Genomic DNA, 16,963 nt, shown 5'->3' with positions numbered 1-16,963 from the left:
TGGGCACTTTCATGGCCGCCACCGGGCACCCCCACGTGACCGCCTACGGGCAGTCTTGATGGCCACCAGTGGGCAGTTCTACATGTCCCTTGACAGCAGTCCTCTAATATCGTTACTCATTCCACATCGTTGAAGATGTCGTCTGCGTTTCACCCTAGAAATCATACGGGCGTTTCTTGACAGTCAAGTTCTAGGCGAAATTCCGTACAGCTCGGCAAGGGACTCATTCGATCATTCTAAATATTCGTGATAGTGAGACTTCCTGAAATGCCTCATAGGTAAACTCGTCATCCCGATTCTTCAGCAGGAGTTTTAACTGCGACGAACTGAATCTCTTAACCAAACACTGCTCATACAAGTCGGGATCGGCGCCCTTCACCAACTTAGGGCTGATGCGATGTCTTTCGACGACCTTCCACGTGGCGATTCCTGTAATCCCACTTGCGGTCCCGATCGCCAACTTCAGTCGCGTCTCCAAGCGCCCCTTGTCGGATTCAATCTTCGCTAGAGCCACCTTCAGAGAGTGGGCTTGCTTCTCGAGTTCAAGCCATCGCTTCTTAAGTTCCAGGGCGCCCTCGTCGGCAGGCAAGATCCCGGCATCCGGCACTACCGTCTGGAGCTCGTTTGCTTTTCGCTCTTTCGGCAGTTCGTCCGAAAGCCATACTTCGCAATCGTGGAGTGTCTGTGCGGCCTCATCTCCAGTAAGCCGATAAAACTCCTTACCACCCTCAGTCTCGCGCCTATCGGAACGTACCTCTTTGATGTACTTCTCAGCAGCCTTGTAGTCGTCAGTTTCGATGGACCCAAATAGCGTCAAGGGATACGGACATCCAGTCTGGAGCGATTTCTTACGGTTATCAGGTGCCGCTCCACTCGTTTGACCGATCTTGAACAGATCCGATTCTCCTAGTCGAAACGCATAGAGGTACCCCACGATCAAACTCCTTCTCGCACGCGGGCAGCAATCAGACAGCTCTCTGCCGGGGCTAGTAGCTTGCCCGCTCAGTTGAGCGTAGCGCGTCGACAACCTTCCCGGGTCGGATGGTCGGCACCGACGCACAAGGCATCATCTCGAACCTACTATCGCGGTCACGCTCTCCCGAATTGGCGGCATCAAACAGATGCTTCTCCGCGAACTCGGATTCTGGTTCGAGCACGCACTTGTTCCCGAGTTCGCCCCTAACGGAGTTAGTTTAGGCGTACCGACCCCAAGCGACGTCTTGCTGCGACGGTACGAAAATGCTCCTTCGGCGCATCCTCCACCGCTTGATCGATCTGTCCACTGCTGTAGATGCCAATACCGGCTGACAACGCGGTGCGCGATCCTAAACTGATGTCACAAGGGAGCGTCGGACCCCCGACCGGTGAAGTCTCATCGGGGCATGCACACGCTATGCACGAGCCCTTTGACACCGTCAGCCTGTCGTACCCCGATGCCACAATTCAGTTATGGCTCGATCAGGTGGTGGTGGCGGAAAAGGTGGCGGCTTAGCCGTCTTCATCGTGCTGATCCTCATCGGCATCGTCATCAAGTTCTGGGTCATCTTCGTAATTATCGCCGCGATTGCTCTCGCCCTTTTCGTCCTCTCGAAGGTCGCCAAGGCGAACACAAGACGCCGCGGCGTCGAACAGGCCAAACGCGAAGAACTACTGGCGCGATGCGAGAAGGAGAACGCCGCCTACAACCAAGACCCCGAGGCATACCTGCATCAGTTGGAAGGTGATTTGTGACGCCACTCAAGAAGATCCTCTACATCGACATGGACAACACCCTCGTCGATTTCCAGTCCGGCATCGACGCGCTTAGCGCCAAAGACCTTGAGACCTACCTAGAACATTACGACGACGCTCCCGGAATCTTCGCGCTGATGCGTCCCCTCGACGGCGCCGTCGACGCTTTCCTGGAACTCTCGCAGCTCTTCGACACCTACATCCTGTCCACCGCGCCGTGGGACAACCCGTCGGCCTGGTCCGACAAGCTGCTGTGGGTGAAGAAGCACCTCGGTGCCACTCCCGACTCACCCGCCTACAAGCGGCTGATCCTCTCGCACCACAAGAACCTGAACAACGGCGACTTCATCGTCGACGACCGTGATGCCCGCGGCGTCAAGGACTTCAACGGCACCCACATCCACTTCGGCAAGCCCGGTTTCGAAACCTGGGGCGACGTCGTCGCGCACTTGCGGCCACTCGCCTGACCACAACCTCGGCGAGTATCGCTCGGCGCCGCGCCGAGGTCTCGTCCAGGCGCGACGCCGCCGCGAACACGGCCGGGCCGCAAATTCCCACCGTCTGCGTGAATTGACCGCCGCCACGAACTAGTTCGCGTTCATGGTATGTGCCGTGGCGGCATTACAAACACCGGCAAGAGGTGCTTAGTCCATCCTTCCTACTTCGAATCCCGGGCATGAGGCTACGATTTAAGACAAGCAGAATTGATTCTAGGAGTGATTATGCGGCTAACGTGTTCAAGAAATACTTTTCCGATACTAGTGGTCTCAGTGTTTCTATTCTCGGGATGCGGAGATACAGCATCTCGACCCGATACGACCACGACTGTAACCTCGGTTACCACAGTCCCCGCTGCACCGGCTATTCCAAGCGCTGTTGCTCCGCCGCCAGAGGGCTCTGGTGGCACAATGCCCGCCGAAACCACACCCGCCACACAAGGGTCTACCGCTGTCATGCCTGACGTCGTGTGCATGAATCTTCAAGCGGCCCAGGATAGAATTCAGGAGGCGGGCGTCTTCTTCTCACGGAGCACCGATGCCACCGGCGAGGGCCGCCATCAGATATTGGACCGCGACTGGATCGTCGTCGCACAAGATCCCACCCCAGGTACGCCGATCAGTGAGGGTGAGCCCAACCTATCCGTAGTAAAGATGGGTGAACCTAATCCATGCTGACTTTCTTGCCTCTGAGGCAGCTGGCCCAAAGCCTCATAGTGCAGGCTTACTTACCGCCTATCCGAAGCGCCTCGCCCTGACCAGAACACGGCGTAAATCGACCGCACTCGAAGCGCGCCAGGGATTGTCACACCCTCTCGTTATCGTGACCACAAACATTCGTCATCGAATTGATTAGGACAGCCGTGCGCACCGTCATCACAACAATGTTCGCCACCCTTCTGCTCGCCATTCTTCCGGGCATCGCGCTGCCGGCCGCGTACGCGGACCCACCGTCGACATCGCGCTACATCGCGGACGACGACTGGGCCGGATACGTCGATGTCTCGAATATCAGCATGCGCGGCGACACCTTCAGTTTCGTCGTCACCATCGACGCGACGCGTGGCGCAGTGCCGGTCAATCCGCTGTACTTCATCGCGAAAGCCGACGACGGAACCACCTACGACGAGCCCGACTACACCTACACCGACCTGCACTCCGGTGACCTGCCGGCGGGCGAACGTGTCAAGGGCATCGTCGCATTCGACATCTCCGGGCCCCGCCCGACCATGATCGAGTACGAAGCCCCGCTCGGCGAGATCCTCGCGAAGTGGACGATAACGTGGCGCACCACTCCGCAGCCCAAACAGCCGGTCTCGCCGTTCGGATCCTCCTCGTAGCCGCCACAAGCGACGGCACCGTCGACACTTACCTTCACTTATCTGGTAACTGAGGGTGTGGCGCCGATGTGCCATCGATGGCACGCCACACGAGCTGTCAGCCTTCGCCGCTTCGTCGCGTGGCCGCTACCGCCGCCTGCCCGTCCTACCCTGAACCCATGCCCGCCACCGGCCCCCGACCCTTCGTTCCGCGCACCCGCGCAGACGTCGTCGAGGATCTGCACACCCGACTGCGGCTGACCCGATGGACGGATGCGCCGTCGAACAACACGATCGGATCGTCGATCCGCACCTACCGGGCCAACGCCGCCATCCCCGTCGCGCAACGCACCCGCTACGTCGAAACACCCTCAGGTTTCACGATTTTCGGGCGTGACGTGGTGCGTCCACCACGGGCCTGGCTCGAACGCACGGCGAACACCGTCTACGTGTCCGAACCCGCGCACGGCGGCCACTTCGCGCCGTTCGAGGTGCCCGACACCTACGCCGACGAACTACGCACCTTCTTCCGCCCCTTCCGTCCGCCGACACCGCCGGAACCGCGACTCTGACCCCTCGGGCAATGTCCGATTTGATCGGCGAAACCGCACCCCGACAGACGCGCCGCGTGCAAAGCTCTGAAGGAACCGGTCGCACCACCCCCGACGCGCCCGCGAGCCGTCGCCGCCCCGAAGAGAAGAGCAGGAATCACCATGCTGAGCACGATGCAAGACGCCCCACTGTCCATCGCCCAATTGCTGCGTCACGGCAGCGGCGTGCACGGCGACGCGGAGGTGGTCACCTGGACCGGCGACGGGTCGCGCCGACGCAGCTACGCCGAGGTGGGTCGACGCTGCGCCCAACTGGCACACGCCCTGCGCGGGCTCGGCGTCGACGGCGACCAGCGCGTCGCGACCTTCATGTGGAACAACGCCGAGCACCTCGAGACCTACCTCGCGGTGCCGTCGATGGGCGCGGTGCTGCACACCCTGAACATCCGTCTGTTCCCCGAGCAGCTCATCCACGTGGCCAACCACGCCGAAGACCACGTCGTCATCGTCGACCCCACGCTGGTGGCGCTGCTCAACCCGCAGCTCCCACACCTCACCACCATCAAACACATCATCGTCACCGGCGACTCCACCGAGGGCGTCGAGGCCCCCGACGGCGTGGCGGTGCACTCCTACGAGGCGCTGATCGCCGAACAACCGGTCACCTTCGGCTGGCCCGAAGTTGACGAACGCTCGGCCGCCGCCATGTGCTACACCTCCGGCACCACCGGAGACCCGAAAGGCGTTGTCTACTCCCACCGCTCGATCTACCTGCACTCCATGCAGGTGTGCATGACCGAAGGACCCGCGCTCAAACAGGGCGACCGCGCACTGTGCGTGGTCCCCCAATTCCACGCGATGTCGTGGGGACTTCCCTACGCCGCGTTCATGATCGGGGCGTCGCTGATCATGCCCGACCGGTTCCTGCAGCCCGAACCGCTCGCCGCGCTGCTCGCCGCCGAACAGCCCACCGTGGCCGCCGCGGTGCCCACCATCTGGCTCGGCCTGCACCAGTACCTCGTGCACCGCCCGCAGGACATCTCGCACATGAACGACGTCCTGATCGGCGGGTCGGCGGTGCCGCCGTCGCTGATGCACGTCTTCCAGGAGGAGCACGGCGTCGAAGTGATCCACGCCTGGGGCATGACCGAGACGTCTCCGCTCGGATCGGTGGCACGCCCACCGGCCGGCACCGAGGGCGAAGAGCGGTGGCACTACCGCTACACCCAGGGCCGCTTCCCTGCGTCGGTGCAGGCGCGGCTCGTCGACGACCAGGGCGAGGTACTGCCCCACGACGGCAAGACGGTCGGCGAACTCGAGGTCCGCGGACCGTGGATCACCGGCTCCTACTACGGCGTCGACGCCGCCGACAAGTTCGACGACGGCTGGCTGCGCACCGGCGACGTCGGCACCATCACCCCCGACGGCTACCTCACGCTGACCGACCGCACCAAGGACATCATCAAGTCCGGCGGCGAATGGATCTCGTCGGTCGACCTCGAAAACGCCGTGATGGGTCACCCCGACGTGATCGAGGCCGCCGTCATCGCAGTGCCCGACCCCAAGTGGGACGAACGCCCGCTGGTGGCCGTCGTACTGGGCGAGGGTTCGTCGGCCACCCCCGAATCTCTGCGAGAGTTCTTGTCCGACAAGGTCGCCCACTGGCAGCTGCCCGAGAACTGGACGATCATCAACGAGGTGCCCAAGACCAGTGTCGGCAAGTTCGACAAGAAGCGGCTGCGCTCGCAGTTCCGTGACGGCGACCTGTCGGTCACGCGGCTCTGACCGCTCCCGGGCATCAGCGCCTGATCACGTCCCGTCGCGTCGGTCGCGCAGATGAACACCGATACACATTTGCCAGGTCACGGCAATTGCCGGGCACGGGGGGACTTCTCCCCATTCTCAGCTACCGGGCTTCTCGGGATGCTGATGAGGCAAGCGCAGGACGCATATCCCTGAAGTTCCTGCGGCAGAAGGGAAATACAATGATCATCGCCATCTGGAATGTCTTCGCATCTATCTGGAACCTGGTCGTCAGCATCATCTGACACCTGGCCCGTCAGTCCATAGCGCTACGCCCGGCCCGTGATCGCACGGTCGCCGGGCGTAGTGCTGCAACCGGACCGGACCAATGACGATGTACCACAATCGGATGAATGGCCTTTGACGCCATTCCCCCAGCTAGTGCCGGTACGGGCGGCGCTCGACCACACCGCCCCTTGATCTCCCGGAGCGCTGCGCGCAGTCTGAGGAAGCAGTCATAACACCAGAGCCACTTGTGCTTTGGCTATCTAAGGAGATCACCATGTTCACCGCACTCTGGAACTTCTACGAATCCATCATGCACATCGTCTACTCGATCTTCTACTGACGCACTCACCCTGAGTCTCAGCCGAAAGGATTGAGCCGCAACTTCGGTCGCGGCTGACCGGCAACCGCGGCAACGGTCCGATCACGCGCGGGCCGGCCCTCGAACCGATGCGAGAGCCAGCTCACCGCCAGCGGCCCGGACAGCGCCAGCAGTGAATAGTGTTCGGCCACAAGGTCACGCACGTACGTCACCGGGACACCGTGCTCCCGGTACTTGGCCACCTGCTCGTCGACATCCGCGGCGGCGATCACCTCGTCGTGGATCGCCTGGATCACGAGTAGCGGCACGCCCGGATTGTGGGTGCCGAGTTGCACGTCGCGCATCATCTCGACCATCTCCGGCTCGGCCAGCACGTCGGCGAGCGGAGCCGAGAGGTAGTCGTCGAGGTCGTGATTGCGGAAACGCCGGATGGCATCACCCGTCGGCAGGTCCACTGCCTCGGCGAGGTACTTGCGACCCCTTTCCGTGGCGTACTTGTCGATGACCTTCTTGAGCCCCGGATAGACGCGCTGCAGGCCGGCGATCACCAGAATCGGCAGCCCCGCATGGAATCCGCCGTTGAGGCGCAGCAACGCCTCGGCCATGTCGCCCACCGGCGATCCGAGAACCGCGCCGACGATGTTGAGTTCGGGTGCGTAGGTGGGCGCCATCTCGGCCGCCCACGACGATGCCATGCCGCCGCCGGAGTATCCCCACAACCCGACCTGGGTATCGGCGCGCAGATCCAGCGGTTCGAATGCGAGGGTGGCGCGGACGCCGTCGAGCGCGCGGTAGCCCGGTTCACGCGGGGCACCCCACGCTCCCTTCAAACCCTCGTGATCGGGGATGCTCACCGCCCACCCCTTGGCCAGTGCGCGCCGCACCACCATGAACTCGAACGGCGCGACGCTGCGGGAGGCCTCGGCCCCCTTCTGCAGTGCGTACGAGGGGAAACACTGCGAGGTCACCGCGTCGATGGCGCCCTGGAACGAGAGCAACGGGTGCTCGGTGGTGTGCCCGTCGGGAATCACGACGGTGGTGACAGTCACGTCGGGCATCCCGTTGAGGTCGCTGGTGCGATACAGCAACTGCCACGCCCGGTGGTGCGACACCCAGAAGTTCTTGAGCACCACCTGCCGACTGCGGATGATCTCGCCCGGCCGGAGTGCGCCGAGGTCGTCGGGTGCCTCGTAGAACGGGTCGTCGACCGGCAACACCGGCTTGCCTTGAGTCACCTCGCCCTCGGGTGCCACCTGTTCGGCTGCATTCGACATCGTTGTCCCCTATTCATGTGCGCGTCGCCCCCATGCCGCTGACACCAACGTCACAACGCCTTCAAGAAACATTCTGCTCCGCTTGTTTCCAGCGCGTACGAATAGGCCGTGATTCCCGGTGAGAAACCGGTCACAGGAGGCGCCAATACCTCCGTGACCTCGCGGTATCGGGTAGTCATCCTCATTGTCAGACCCCTCACATACCGTCTTCATCGAACACACATTCGTATAGCGACGCGTGTCGCACGACGATCGGGGGTCCCATGTCCACCAGCAGCTTCGACGATCTCATCGATGACGCCTGGTCCGAGTTCAGAGCGACGCTGCTCCCGCAGCTGGGTGATCTCGAGCCCGGGCAGTTCGTCGAGATCGCACGTCAGGACGGCCTGACCTATCGCCCGCTGATCGTAATCACCATCACCGGATCCGGGCGCATCCGCTGCACCATCAGTGGGTCGGCGCTCCCCATCAGCGGCCGCCGCGAGTGGATCGCGATCCGACGCGATCTCGCCGACCTCGGCTGGCGCTATCTGCCCCGCAAGGACCAGCACATCGCGGAATCGGGCAAGCGCAGTCTCGCGACGTTGAGCACTCTCGCGTGCCGCACACTGCGCGAACTGTGGGGCTTCGCGCATCCGTCGTTCGTCACCATCCACAATCCGTTCCGGCGGGTACCCGATCTACCGAGGCCCGGCACCACGCCCGGCCGCCGACTGAGCGCGGTCCCCGATCCGGCCTCGCCTGCGAGCCCATCGCTATCCGACGCTCCCGGGATCATCGTGCCCACCGACGACGACCACCTGCTGCACCTGGCCCGCGACCTCGTCGCCGACGATCTACGTCAGCACCTGACCATTCAGGACGGCTGGATCGAAGTGATGCCCTCCGACCTCGACTCGCCGCCGTGGGGGATCTTCGCAACACCGCACGGACCGAGCCTGGAGTTCGTCACCACGCTCACGCACCGGCTGACCGACCCCGGACTTCTCGGCAGCCTGATCGTCGAGCACTCGGCGGCCTGGCCGGAGATCGCGTTCACCGTCAGCGACGATCACGTCTACGCACGACGCATCTTCGACGGCGCGGTGTTCCACCCCGACAACCTGGCACTGGCCCTGTGTACCTGGCTGCGTTTCCTCAGCGAGTCCGCTTTCGACATCGTCGACGCCCTCAACGCCGGTGGTCCCGGTGCACACACGTGCGCGCACAGCACCATTCCGGTTGGGCTGCAAACACTTTTCGAGATCGATACCTCCACGGGCCTCACCCCGGAACGCATCGTGCACCTGACCAACGCCAAGATCGACCGCCTCGTGGAGTATCTCGACGTCTGCCGCGCCCTGGCCCAGGAAGCGGCGCGAAGCAGCACCACACACCACCCTGTCGCCGCCTTCTACGAGCACTTCGTGGGGTTGCTCGAGTCGGCGGTCCGTCAAGTGGAGAGCAAGGGCGCATGACCCGCGCCTACGCTGGATTTCATGCACTTCGTCATCTACGGCGCCGGCGCGGTCGGCGGTGTGATCGGAGCGCACCTCGCGCTGGCAGGTGTCCCTACCACGCTGGTGGCCCGTGGGGCGCATCTGCAGGCGATCCGCGACCACGGCCTCCTCCTCGACACGGCCGGACACCGGTACGCAATCGACGCGGTGACCGCCGCAGGAGCCGCAGGCGTGCGATGGACCGACGACACAGTGGTGCTGCTGTGCGTGAAATCCCAACAGACCGCGGCGGCACTCGCGGACCTGCGCACACACGCCCCGCGCCGGACGCCCATCGTGTCGGCGCAGAACGGTGTCGCCAACGAACGAGAACTGCTGCGGGTGTTCCCCAGCGTGTACTCGATCTGCGTCATGCTGCCGGCGCTGCACCTCGAGCCGGGTGTGGTGATCCAGGGGTCCGACAATGTCCCGGGCATCCTCGACATCGGCTCGTATCCCCTGGGTACCGATCCGACGGCCGACGAGATCTCGACCGCACTGCGCGCCGCGGGGTTCTGGTCGGAGCCCCGAGACAACATCATGGCGTGGAAGTACCGCAAACTGATCATGAATCTGGTCAACGGCATTGACGCCGGGTTCCGGCGCGACGATCCGGCCTTCACCGAACTGTGTCGTCGTGCGCGGGCCGAAGGGGAGGCCGTGGTGGGAGCGGCAGGTATCGACGTGATCTCCGAAGCCACCGACAAACAACGCCGTGCCGACGCCATTCACCGCCGCGACACCGGCGAGAACAGTCTCGGCAGTTCCACCTGGCAGAGCGTCGCGCGCGGCACGGGCAGCGTCGAAATCGACTACCTGTCCGGCGAAGTGGTCCTGCTCGGCCGACTGCACGGTGTCGCAACACCGGTCAATGAACTGGTGCAGAACGAGATCGTGCGCCTCGCCCGGGAGCAGCGCCCACCGGGCAGCCTCGATCCCACCGAGGCACTGCGCGCGCTCGACTCCTCCTAGCCCACCTCAGGAAGTGCCACCTCACCACACATTCGACGACAGAGAAGAGGGACAGCTCCCGTGGATGACGCGGCGCTGATGGCCTTGCCGAAGGCCGAACTGCATCTGCACATCGAGGGCACCCTCGAACCGGAGATGGTGTTCGACATGGCCGCCCGCAACGGTGTCGAGTTGCCCTACGCCTCTGTCGATGACCTACGCCGCGCCCACGCGTTCACCGATCTGCCGCACTTCCTCGACCTCTACTACGCGTGCATGGCGGTGCTCCGCACCGAACGCGACTTCGCCGATCTGGCCGAGGCCTACCTGCGTCGCGCGGGCGCGCAGGGCGTCCGCCACGCGGAGATCTTCTTCGACCCGCAGGCACACACGTCGCGCGGCGTCCCCATCGCCGCCGTCGTGAACGGACTGCGCAGCGGACTCGACGCCGTGTCGGCGCAGACCGGCATCCACGCCGACCTCATCGCCTGCTTCCTGCGCGACACACCGGTTGCCGACGCCCACGCCACCCTCGACGCGCTGGCCCCGCACTTCGGCTCCATCATCGGTGTCGGCCTGGATTCGGCCGAGGTCGGTCACCCGCCCGGTCAGTTCGCACCGGTCTTCGATCGTGCACGCGAGGCCGGCTTGCACGTGGTGGCGCACGCCGGCGAGGAGGGACCACCCGAGTACGTCTGGGAGGCGCTCGACGTGCTGGGCGTCGAACGGATCGACCACGGAATCCGCGCCCTCGAAGACCCTGCGCTCATCCGGCGCCTCGCGGCCGATCGGACGCCACTGACCGCATGTCCGCTGTCCAACGTGCGTCTGCGGTGTGTGCCCACGCTCGCCGACCACCCACTGTCGCGCATGCTCGACGCGGGACTGCTGGTGACGATCAACTCCGACGACCCCGCCTACTTCGGCGGCTACGTGGGCGACACGTTCGTCGCGATCCGCGACGAACTCGGCGTCGACGACGAGGAACTCGTTGTGCTGGCAGCCAATTCGTTCGCCGCGGCGTTCTCTCCGACGCCCGACGACACCACCACGTGACGCGGTCCCGGCGAAGCCGGTTACCGGTCACACCCTCACTCCATCGCGACACCACCCCCGCACACGTCCCACCTGTTAGGGTCTGTCCACGCAGAGCTGTGCTCTGTCCGCAGACTCGTGGGGGAAGACATGAAGAACCGCGCACTCGCACTCATCGTCGGAGTGCTCGCCGTCGGCGGGATCACCATGACCGGTGCCGGCAACGCCCATGCCGCGCAGACCGAGACGCACGGGAACACCACCTACATCGTTTTCACCCATGACGAGACCATGAAGATCGCCGGCACCGGCGTCGAATCGATCCTCGACGATCCCGCGGTACGCCCCTACTGGTCGGCCGGTCCCGACCCCAAGTCGCGCGACGTCCCGTTCCTCGTCCCCGGCCGCGGACTGATGGTCCGCACCAGCGCGCAACGCCTCGTCGAAGAGGCCGCGCAGAAGGACGGCGGACGAGTGATCGTCGGGATCACCAACCGCGACGCGCCGATCACGCTCATCACCCGCTGGCCCACCCAGCCCTGAGCGGCGACCTTCCCGGCACCTTCTTCCTGCCGTGGTCAGAGATCGACGGACTTGTTGCTCGCGACGTCGGGCTGATCGCCGGACACCATGGCCTTGGCGTACTTCAGCAGCGCAACCGGTTTGGGGCTGTCCATCGTCCAGTACTCGGCAGAGTCGGCGTGCACATTGAGCAGTGCCACGCCGGGATCTTCCCGCCCCTTCTCGAACCAGGCTTCGGCGTGCGAGTTCCACAGTTCGTCGATCAATCCCTGATCGTGGCTCACCGACGCTGTTCCGGCGATGGAGAGGTAGCCGTCGTCGGCCTGCATACTGACGTTGACGTGTGAATCCGTGGCGATCTGGTCGGTTTTGGGGGAGGGGTCGACGGTGAAGAAGTAGAGATCCCCGTCGAAGTCCCGGTCCAGCACCGCCAGGGGTCGGCTCAGCAACCGGCCGTCGTCCTCACTGGTGGTGACGAAGGCGATACGGGCGTTGGAGATCAACTCGCCGATGCGGTCGAAATCGGTGTTGTCATCAGTCATGGTTTTCACGCTACGCGCAAGTGGTCGTTACGCCCACCGTCTCGTGGTCGGCGTTCGCGTCGACGAGGCATACGCTGAAACCCATGTCCGCACCCGGATCGGACCCGCTGAGCCTTGGCCAGAAACTGGTCGCGGTGCTCGAGGGTGGGCATCGCACGGCCACCTACAAGCTGGCGACGATGGTGGCGCTGCTCGAGATCGCAGTGGAGTCCGTCCCCACCGACCCCGACGCCGCGGTCAGCGTCGACCTCGACGCGCTGGCCCATCGCGTCATCGACCTGTACTGGCGACAGCTACGCCCCCTGGACGGCCACGTGCTGCGGCAATCCAACGACGGTCGGGGCGTGGTGTTCGCGGCGGTGTCGGCCCTGCGTGACGCGACAGCAACACCCGGCCTGCGGGATCTGCCACTCGAGACCGCCGGCGCACACGCGCCCGACGTGTACGCGCAGTCCCTACTCACCGTCAAACGCAACCTCGTGCGGTATCCGCTGGCGCTGCTACAACGCGTCGGCGTGGGAGCACCACACGAGTGCTTCCTCTACGACGACTCCTGGCTCGGTACGGACTCGGTGAAAGTGATTGCCGCGCACAACAACAGCATCGAACTCTTCCCCGGCGTGTGCGTCACCCTCGCCCGGCTCGCACCACTGCTCAAACCCGCATTCCAGCTCGCCTGGGTGGACGACGTGCGCCGGATGAACAAGAGCCTCCTCGACGAGGGGCCCGACCTCGCTCAGCATCTGTTCGGCTCCGACCGGGTATCCCTGCAGAGGCCGGGGTCACTCCTCGCCGACGAGTTCGGCCGCGACTGCTTCTACTGCGCCGCGCGATTACGCACGGACTCCCACGTCGACCATGTGCTGCCGTGGTCGCGGGTGGGCATCGACGGTCTGAGCAACCTGGTGCTCTCCTGTCCGCGTTGCAACACCAACAAGTCCGACCTGCTACCCGATCCGGTCCACGTGTCGCGAGCATTGGGCCGGGGACGCGACCGCCTCGATGAGTTGGCCGCATCCATCAACTGGCCCAGCCAGTTTCAACGCGTCGTCGACGCCGCGCACGGACTGTACGTCACCCAACCCGAGTCGACGCCCGTGTGGCGGGGAACCCGGAACATCGAGCTGCTCTCGCGGGTGGACTTCGCCTGGCCGGGCGAATGGTAGTGGCGAGCAACAGGGTGTGCGTCAGTCGGTGGCCTCATGACCACCCGACTTGCTGCCGCTCAACATGTCTCGCACATCATCGGCGCTGATCGCGGTACCGAAGAGCTCACCGTCGTCGATGACGGCGTCGAAGAGCTCCCGCTTCCGCGCCTGCAGGGCCACCACCTTCTCTTCGATGGTGCCGGCAGACACCAAGCGGTACACCGTCACCGGCCGGGTCTGCCCGATTCGGTGCGCACGGTCGACGGCCTGCGCCTCGGCGGCAGGGTTCCACCACGGATCGCACACAAAGCAGTAGTCGGCCTCGGTGAGATTGAGACCGAAACCGCCTGCCTTCAGGCTGATCAGGAACACCTGCGCCGATCCCCCGCTGAACGACTCGATCGCCGCGGCCCGTTGCTTCGCGCTCATCGAACCGTCGAGGTAGCGGTACTCGATGCCGAGCTGGTCGAGGCGTTCGCGGACCAACGACAGGAAACCGGTGAACTGGCTGAACACGAGCGCGGAATGACCTTCGGCGACCAGCTCGGGGAGATTGTCGGCGAGGTAGTCGATCTTGGCCGACGCCACCGAGGCATGTTCGGCATCGACGAGACCTGCATGCAAACTGAGTTGCCGAAGCACGGTGAGCGAGCGGAAGATCGCGAAGCGATTCTCGTCCCAGTCGCCGATCAGTCCCAGCACGCGCTCGCGCTCGCGCGTGAGGTGGGTCTGGTAGATCTTGTCGTGACGCGGTGAGAGTTCCACTGTCACCACCTGTTCCTGTTTCGGCGGCAGGTCGGTGACCACCTGATCTTTGGTGCGACGCAACATGACCGGCCGAATCCGACGGCGCAGCAACTCCAGTCGGCCTGGATTGCTGCCGTTCTCGATCGGCCGGCGGAAGTACTCGGTGAAGGTCTTCGGCGACGGGAACAGGCCCGGCACGGTGAGGGAGAGCAGTGACCACAGTTCCATCAGGTTGTTCTCCATCGGCGTGCCGGTGATGGCCACCTTGATTTCCGCACCGAGCCGCCGCGCACATTGATGCGCCTTACTGTGGTGATTCTTGACGAACTGTGCCTCGTCGAACACCGCCACCGCCCAACGGAATTCATCGAAGCGTTCGAATTGCAGTCGCAGCAGCGTGTAGGAGGTGACCACGATTCGTGCATCACCGATGCGCTCATCGAGGCAGATGCCGGACCTGGTTCCCATCGCCGACACCGCGACGGCCGGGACATCGGGCACAAAGCGTTGCGCCTCTCGGATCCAGTTGCCCACGACGCTGGTGGGTGCGACCACCAGGATGCGGGCGTCTGGATCGTCGGCCACGACGTCGGCCGCCAACGCCAGGGTCTGCACCGTCTTGCCCAGGCCCATGTCGTCGGCGAGGATCCCGCCTATCCTGTTGCGCCACAGAAACCGCAACCAGTCGAGGCCGACGCTCTGGTAGTCGCGCAGCTCGGCGTGCAGTAGCACAGGCGCCGGACCCGTGGTCGGCGGTTCGGCGTCGGCGAGTGTGGCGATACGTGAACGCCATTGGGCGAGTTGCTCGTCGATCACGCCGAGCGCGAGGAGTTCATCCCACAGGGTGGCGTGGACCGTACCGCGGCGAACCCGGCCGCGATCCACCTCGCCCAGCGACTCGGCCTCCTCGACGAGTTCGGCCAGCCGGATCAGTTCGGGATTGTCGAGCGAGAAGCAGACGCCGTCGGCGAGCAGCATGTAGCGTGTGCCCGCCGACAGTTCGCGCAGCACGTCGGGCAACGGGATGGCGTGGCCGTCGATCTCGACGGTGATGCGCAGGTTGAGCCAATCGTTGTCGGGCGAATCGTCGGCGCCGATCTCAATGGTGGGTGCGCCCTCGGCGAGCCGGTAGGTCGGGTCGTCGCCGATGATCACGACGTCGATCAGGCCGCCGTCGGTGAGTTCCGGAAGGATCGTCGTCCATATCATCGCGAGGTCCGACGGCGAGAGAGTGTAGGTCTGCAGTAGCAGGTCGAGGTCGGCGCGGCTGATCGCGGCGTCGGGGTCGGCGGCGAGATCGGCCACCGCGACGAGCGACCCCCGATTGTGATGAGTTACGTTGTGCCGCTGTGATTGTCGCACGTATCGTTGCGCCTGCTGGTGCCATCGGGCACACGCGTTGGCGACCTTCTCGAAGGCCGGTCGGGCAGCCGACCACATCCGCGCCTCGACGTCGGCATCCCGATACGACGCACCGCCGGTTCGTGAACCCCGGTCGAAGGTGCGCAGGCGTTCGTCGACGCGGTAGCCGATGCACCAGGACGTGTGGGCACCACCGTCATCGGTCATCCGCAACGTGAGGACCGGGATCGGACCCACCACCTCGGGCATCGTGATGGCACCGTCGTGCACGTCCACCGATAGGTACGACGACAGTCCCGGCAGCACTCCGGTAGCGAATTCGGGAATGTCCTCGGCCGGGATGCGGAGCGACGGAGAGCTCACCAACTGTTCGAACGCGGTGCGCGACGGTGGCGCGGTGAACGGGCCGAGCAGCAGTAGATCGTCGACCCTGCTGAACATGCCGTGCGGTGATACGCGACCGATCAGCCCCACCGGTTGTCCGTCCCACGCGGCGTGATCAACCTCGATCCGTGGCGTCACCACCGCGTCGGAACCGTCACGGCTGATCGTGATGCCTGCTCGCGCACCGTCGATCAGCTCAACGCGGGCAGCGCCGGTGGATTGGTGCGCGACGAAAGTCACCCCGGCGTCGCGCGCCGCGGCCAGCAGTTCCCAGATGTCAGTCGGTGCGTCGGTGAGCGTGACCACATCGTCGAACCCGTGTAGCGACTCTGCCCGGACCGCACGGACGATGGCGCGGATCGGTGCGACCACGGCGGGGTCGAATCGGTCGAACGCTGCGGTGATGGCCGACGAGAACACGAGCGGCGACCCGATGAACATGCGCCAATGCACACCGGTCCGCACCCACGTGCCTCGTTTGCCGGGCGCCACCAGGCGGAGGGTGGGCGCAGGCCGCGGCAGATAGCCGGTCGGTTCCGGCAGCTCGACGAGGATGCCCAACGGTTCGGTACCGGGGTCGTTCGCAGGTGACTCACCCAGCTCCCCGAGAACGGTGCGCCACTGTGGTGGGAATCTGGTCGGCGGATTCGGTTGTGCCACAGTGGATGGCGACGCGCCCTGGTCGCGAACGGGTGCGGGCACCGGCTCGGTGTCGCGATCTACCGTGCCGGCGGTGAGCAGAAGGGCCACACCGTGTTTACAGCCGCCGCCCACGGGGCACGTGCAACGGGTACGGAGCAGTGCCCGTTCGCCGCCAATCCGGGTGAACACGACCGTGGTGGTGTAGATCTTGCCGTTCGATCCGCGACATCGCCCGGTCAGCGTGAGTTCGTCGTCGGACCAGCGCACAACCATCACACGTTGTTGACGCGCGTACAAGGTGCCCCGTGCGAGAGCCGCGGCACCGAACTCGTCGATCAGCGCGTCTTCGCCGATGACGAGGGGTTGGAGATCGGGCATGGGCACAGCGTAGGCGCGGACGCCGACGAGACGATCGCGCCGAGCCGACTTG

At 64.5% G+C, this 16,963-nt stretch carries 15 protein-coding genes; 11 read left to right on the top strand and 4 right to left on the bottom strand.

The genetic code is table 11. The annotated features are described in order from the left end of the window. Positions 1-223: 223 nt before the first annotated feature. On the bottom strand, positions 224-934 hold the full coding sequence (locus tag ACWDTD_RS15680) for a GIY-YIG nuclease family protein (protein ID WP_449748049.1): 711 nt from the start codon (positions 932-934) through the stop codon (positions 224-226). A gap of 515 nt (positions 935-1,449) precedes the next feature. Between ACWDTD_RS15680 and ACWDTD_RS15675 the strand changes: the two genes are divergently transcribed. The 6 genes from ACWDTD_RS15675 to ACWDTD_RS15650 all read left to right on the top strand — a co-directional run bounded on the left by ACWDTD_RS15675 (position 1,450) and on the right by ACWDTD_RS15650 (position 5,883). Further along, positions 1,450-1,731, top strand: a complete 282-nt coding sequence (locus ACWDTD_RS15675; protein ID WP_449748048.1) for a hypothetical protein — start codon at positions 1,450-1,452, stop codon at positions 1,729-1,731. Continuing rightward, positions 1,728-2,198, top strand: a complete 471-nt coding sequence (locus ACWDTD_RS15670; RefSeq protein WP_449748047.1) for a 5' nucleotidase, NT5C type — start codon at positions 1,728-1,730, stop codon at positions 2,196-2,198. The genes ACWDTD_RS15675 and ACWDTD_RS15670 overlap by 4 nt, the downstream gene beginning before the upstream one ends. Before the next feature lie 255 nt (positions 2,199-2,453). Then, entirely contained in the window at positions 2,454-2,906 is a 453-nt protein-coding gene (locus ACWDTD_RS15665; protein WP_449748052.1) for a PASTA domain-containing protein, read from the top strand. Between the two features lie 185 nt (positions 2,907-3,091). Continuing rightward, complete coding sequence (locus tag ACWDTD_RS15660; protein ID WP_449748046.1) at positions 3,092-3,568, top strand: DUF1942 domain-containing protein; 477 nt, start codon at positions 3,092-3,094, stop codon at positions 3,566-3,568. A 158-nt stretch (positions 3,569-3,726) separates the two neighbouring features. After that, positions 3,727-4,119, top strand: coding sequence for a hypothetical protein (locus tag ACWDTD_RS15655; protein ID WP_449748045.1), 393 nt, complete (start codon positions 3,727-3,729; stop codon positions 4,117-4,119). A 141-nt stretch (positions 4,120-4,260) separates the two neighbouring features. Beyond that, on the top strand, positions 4,261-5,883 hold the full coding sequence (locus ACWDTD_RS15650) for a long-chain fatty acid--CoA ligase (RefSeq protein WP_449748044.1): 1,623 nt from the start codon (positions 4,261-4,263) through the stop codon (positions 5,881-5,883). Between the two features lie 603 nt (positions 5,884-6,486). Here ACWDTD_RS15650 and ACWDTD_RS15645 read toward each other — a convergent pair. Continuing rightward, a complete protein-coding gene (locus ACWDTD_RS15645; RefSeq protein WP_449748043.1) occupies positions 6,487-7,722 on the bottom strand; it encodes a lipase family protein in 1,236 nt (411 codons plus the stop codon). Positions 7,723-7,985: 263 nt separating this feature from the next. Between ACWDTD_RS15645 and ACWDTD_RS15640 the strand changes: the two genes are divergently transcribed. The 4 genes from ACWDTD_RS15640 (at position 7,986) to ACWDTD_RS15625 (ending at position 11,729) form a co-directional block, all read left to right on the top strand. Further along, positions 7,986-9,179 carry a TY-Chap domain-containing protein gene (locus ACWDTD_RS15640; RefSeq protein ID WP_449748042.1) on the top strand — a complete coding sequence of 398 codons (1,194 nt, stop codon included), beginning with the start codon at positions 7,986-7,988 and terminating at the stop codon, positions 9,177-9,179. Between the two features lie 21 nt (positions 9,180-9,200). Next, on the top strand, positions 9,201-10,172 hold the full coding sequence (locus tag ACWDTD_RS15635) for a ketopantoate reductase family protein (RefSeq protein ID WP_449748041.1): 972 nt from the start codon (positions 9,201-9,203) through the stop codon (positions 10,170-10,172). A gap of 60 nt (positions 10,173-10,232) precedes the next feature. Further along, positions 10,233-11,207, top strand: coding sequence for an adenosine deaminase (locus ACWDTD_RS15630; RefSeq protein WP_449748040.1), 975 nt, complete (start codon positions 10,233-10,235; stop codon positions 11,205-11,207). A 129-nt stretch (positions 11,208-11,336) separates the two neighbouring features. Beyond that, on the top strand, positions 11,337-11,729 hold the full coding sequence (locus tag ACWDTD_RS15625) for a hypothetical protein (RefSeq protein ID WP_449748039.1): 393 nt from the start codon (positions 11,337-11,339) through the stop codon (positions 11,727-11,729). 35 nt (positions 11,730-11,764) lie between these two features. On the opposite strand, the gene ACWDTD_RS15620 is transcribed toward ACWDTD_RS15625, so the two are convergent. After that, the gene (locus ACWDTD_RS15620; protein WP_449748038.1) at positions 11,765-12,250 is read right to left on the bottom strand and encodes a pyridoxamine 5'-phosphate oxidase family protein; all 486 of its coding nucleotides are present in this window, start codon (positions 12,248-12,250) and stop codon (positions 11,765-11,767) included. Between the two features lie 83 nt (positions 12,251-12,333). On the opposite strand from ACWDTD_RS15620, the gene ACWDTD_RS15615 reads away from it, so the two are divergent. After that, a complete protein-coding gene (locus tag ACWDTD_RS15615; protein WP_449748037.1) occupies positions 12,334-13,416 on the top strand; it encodes an HNH endonuclease in 1,083 nt (360 codons plus the stop codon). A 21-nt stretch (positions 13,417-13,437) separates the two neighbouring features. On the opposite strand, the gene ACWDTD_RS15610 is transcribed toward ACWDTD_RS15615, so the two are convergent. Then, positions 13,438-16,911 (bottom strand): DEAD/DEAH box helicase, encoded by a 3,474-nt coding sequence (locus ACWDTD_RS15610; protein ID WP_449748036.1) that lies wholly within the window; start codon positions 16,909-16,911, stop codon positions 13,438-13,440. Positions 16,912-16,963 lie beyond the last annotated feature (52 nt).

This window comes from Gordonia sp. NPDC003425 (assembly GCF_053588635.1).
The sequence above is the reverse complement of the archived record's forward strand: the minus strand, read 5'-3'. Positions and strand labels throughout refer to the sequence as shown.